This is a genomic window from Alphaproteobacteria bacterium, from assembly GCA_024244705.1.
Classification (GTDB): domain Bacteria; phylum Pseudomonadota; class Alphaproteobacteria; order JAAEOK01; family JAAEOK01; genus JAAEOK01.
This window is the reverse complement of sequence record JAAEOK010000066.1, coordinates 1-3,750: the sequence shown is the minus strand read 5'-3', so window position 1 is coordinate 3,750 and position 3,750 is coordinate 1. Positions and strand designations below refer to the sequence as shown.

The following is a 3,750-nucleotide window of genomic DNA, read 5'->3' as shown; positions in this document are numbered from 1 at the left end:
GGTGAGGGTGGCGCCGCATTGGGTGAGGTAGTGGTTCCAGAAGGTGTGGCTGGCGTTGAGGTAAGCGGCGTTTTCGGTGGAGGGTGCGGGGGTGGCGATGAATGCGACGTTCCATCCTGTGCAGTTGGTGGGTCCCCACGTCTGGGCGGTTTCGGCGTTTTGTTTGGCGTTGTCGGCGGTGAGGTCGCGGGCGTCGATGTGGGGGGTGTGGACGAGTGCGTCGCCGGCGATGGTGATGGTGACGTCGTCGATGTTGGTGGCGTGTTGGTGGTGTTCGATGGTGCCGAGTGCGGCGAGGAAGTCGCTGTGTCCCGCTGGTTCGAGGTCGAGGGCGGATTCGATGGTGTTGGTGATCTCGGTGCTGGTTTCGTCGAGTTGGCGATCACACACGAGGGAGGCGGTGCTGTCGCAGACGAGTTCGTGACGGCCGAGGGTGCGGACTTCGTTGTCGTGGATCACGACAACGATGACGAGGGTGCCGGCATCGTTGAAGAGGTCGTCAACGTTGCCGAGCGCGGCGGTGACGTTGCCGTCGGTTTGGCTGGCGGAGCGGTCGATGACGATGGCGTGCAAGGCATCGACGTCACCGTTGGGGGTCGCGCCGGCGATCATCCAGAACCCCGCAGCGAGCGCGACAGCGGTGACGGCGGCGGCGATGCCGGTGGCGGCTTTGCGGGTGGTGTTGTTGCGGCGGCGTCGGGTGCGTGCGGTGGTGGCCATGGTGATGGGTCCTTTCGGGTGGGTGGGGTTGTTCAGGCGGCGTGGTTGATGGGGAACAGCGCTAGCTGGCTGTCTTCATCGCTGTCGCTGTCGCTGTTGGGGGTGGTGGTGAGGTGGTCGCGGATGGTTTCGGCGGCGGTCCGGTGGGTGTCGGCGTCGTTGCGGGCACTGGTGACCCAGTCGGGTTCGTTGACCGTGATGGTGTGATCACCGTCGGGGCGGTGGGCGCTGTAGAGGTGGCCTTTGGCGGTGGTCATATGTGGGGTCACGGTGGCGTTGGCGATGGCGTTTTCTGCGGCGAGCGCGACCTGTTCGTGGGCGTCAGCCACCTGGGCGAGCGCTTCGGAGTGCTCGTTGGTGGTGTCCTCGTGGTTGTCGCGGGCCTCGTCGAGGTCGGAGCGGAGCCGGTCGTGTTCATCGGCGTGGATCGACGCATGGAAGTAGGAGGCGGCGGTGCCGGCGAGCACGGCTGCTGCGCTGATCGCGAGCACTTCGAGCATCGACCCCGACGACCCGACCTCGGCGAGGTAGTCGCCGCGTAGCGCCGCGACCGCCCACAACAGACCGAACGTTGCCGCCATAGCGACCGCAGGTGCCGCAACCAGCGCTGCGACAGCTTTTGGTTTCTGCTTGGTGGCGACTGCTTCTTGGGCGGCGTGACCAGCAATGTGGGCGACACCGAGGCTCAGCGCGGAGATTCCCGCTGCCATCAGGTAGGTCATCGAGTCGGGGAACTCCATGACCCGCATCGCGATCGCGTTGATCGGCATCTCGATCGCGAACATCACGAACCCGATCGCCGGCCAGTAGAAGCGGGCCGGCAGACGCCGCAGCAACGGGAACTTCTGGTCGGCGTCGTCGGTGTCGAACTCTTCGTAGGCGGATTCGGCGTCGGCCAGATCCGAAGCAGTGTCAGCTACGACCTGGCCGGTTACCGCCGCTTTGGCCTGAGCCTCATGGAGGTCATGAAGCTGCTCGGCGCGGGTCTCGTTCCAGCTTCGGCGACCATCGGCACCCAACGCGTCAGCAGTCGAGGCCATGAACCCCAAATACCCGGCCCCATCAACATCGCCAGATGTGTGTTCGCCGGCTGCTGCGACGATCTCATCGTTCGAGACGAGACCAATCACCTCACCCGAACCAACCCCACCCTCACCCGCACCATCACCACGAAACAAAGCCATCGGAACCTCCAGAATCGACCGGCATCAACAACCAGACGACTCCGAAAGCCCCAACACCTGTCAGAACAAAACCAAGAAAAACCCAGGCGATCCCTTAGCCTCGATCCACCGTTCGGCGGCCGGTGTCCGTGGCGTGAGGGCAGGCTTGCCTGATCGGTGTGGTGCCGGGCTCGGGGTGGGTGCTCGGGCGCGCTGAAGCAGGGGCCCGTGGTTGTGGTCGGGTTGTCGACGCGGGGCTTGTCGGGGGTGCGTCAGGTCCCGGGGTCGGGCGTCAGCCCGACGGTGCCGGAAGCGCTCGCAGGGCGTTGAGTGTGTTGGTGAATGCATGTGCCCAGGGCCAGCGGGTCGGGAGCCGTAGCAGGGTTCGGCCGGAACGGTTGACGGTGACCGCGGGGACCTGGATGAGGCGGGTGCGTCTGGTTCGGTTCGTGACGGGTGGCTGCCCGGCGAGTTGGGTGGTCCAGGCGCCGAGGTTGTGTGCCAGGACAGCGCAGGCGAGCCAGGCGGCGTTGGCGTGGTAGTGCCCTGAGGGGATGTGGTCGAGTCCGGCGCCTTCTTTGAGGTCACGGATCGCCAGTTCGACGACGGCGTGTTCGCGGTGGAACCGGTCAGCGTCAACCGCATCGATCTCGTGGTCAGAGGTGATGAAGGCGTGGTGGCGCCAGTCAGGCCAGAGGCGTCGCTGCGCGGGTTCAACCAGGCGGGTGCGGCGCACGATGAGGCGAACCGTTCGCTTCTTCTTCCCTTTGCCGGCGGTGTAGGTGGTCTCGGCGACTTGGGCTTGGCCGCCGATGGTGTAGTCGATGTCGTGCCAGGCCGTCTCGTCGATGGCGGCGATCGCAGCCTTCATCTTGGTGTGGAGGCGCACGGTGATCGACCAGGCGACGCCGTGGGTGTCGAGGCGATCGCAGAGCTTCCAGGACCAGAACCCTGAATCGGCCCGAACCGTCATCGGCCCCGACGCCCCGGCACGGGCCAGGTTGGCGACTAGTTCGTCAACGAAGCGGACGACTCCGCGGGCGGTGTTCGCGGAGCCTCGGCGCATCCGGGCGAGCAGAACCTCGCCGGTCCCAGCCCGGGTCGCCAACAAGGGGTGATAGCCGAGCCGGCGTGTGTAGCCGTAGCCAGCGGCCTGTTTCTGTTTGCCATGCACCTCACAGATCGTCGAGTCCAGATCCACGATCAGCGGGCCGTCGCCGGGACCAGCTCCCGCCGCCCACGCTCGGCCGAGCGTTCGGCTCAACACGGCGTCGAGCTGGCGGATGTGACCGAACGTGAAGCTCCGCAAGAAGCTACCGATCGTCGAGGGAGCCATCACCGTGAACGGCAACACCCGCTGGGTTGCCCCAGCCCGCAGGATGTCGACGTGATCGATGTGGGTCGCGCCGGCGATCATCGCCGCCACCAAGGTCAAGATCTTGCGCCCAGGACGCGCCGACCCTGTCTTGACCCACCCGTCGATCAGAGACTCCAGACCGAGGCGGACCATCAACGTGGCCGGCACCACCAAGCCCGCATTGGCCACGATCCCGCCGTGATCAAAGGTCGCTTGCAGCCGGTCGAGCTTGCGCGAAGATAACGACACAGAAAGTGCCTCCTGCGATGGCGAGCTACGTGACTTCAGACATCACGAGACTCCCAGCTCAGGAGGCCTTTTTGGTGGACGCGACCCCGATCAGCCCCTCAACGGCTCGGTGGATCGAGGCTAAGTGGCGACCCCGATGTCGAGAGCCAGAAGCAGGTTCCGGACTTCCTCACTGTGCAGTCGCTCTCAAGTTTTCCGTTTGCGGCGGCCTTGGTCACCGCACTGTGGGAGGGGGCCAAGCGGGTATCGGGCGATGCTTCT

Annotated in this window: 3 protein-coding genes; all 3 read right to left on the bottom strand. The window is 65.5% G+C overall.

Features of this window, described 5'->3' with window-relative positions; translation table 11 throughout:
• The coding region (locus GY791_11750) for a hypothetical protein (GenBank protein MCP4329099.1) at positions 1-720 on the bottom strand (720 nt) is incomplete at its 3' end.
• A 32-nt stretch (positions 721-752) separates the two neighbouring features.
• Positions 753-1,904 (bottom strand): hypothetical protein, encoded by a 1,152-nt coding sequence (locus tag GY791_11745; GenBank protein ID MCP4329098.1) that lies wholly within the window; start codon positions 1,902-1,904, stop codon positions 753-755.
• Positions 1,905-2,175: 271 nt separating this feature from the next.
• The gene (locus GY791_11740; protein ID MCP4329097.1) at positions 2,176-3,489 is read right to left on the bottom strand and encodes an IS1380 family transposase; all 1,314 of its coding nucleotides are present in this window, start codon (positions 3,487-3,489) and stop codon (positions 2,176-2,178) included.
• Positions 3,490-3,750: the final 261 nt, after the last annotated feature.

Bases quoted from the DNA above. Each gene is read 5' to 3' on its own strand.
- GY791_11745 (MCP4329098.1), bottom strand. From the start codon at position 1,904: ATGGCTTTGTTTCGTGGTGATGGTGCGGGTGAGGGTGGGGTTGGTTCG.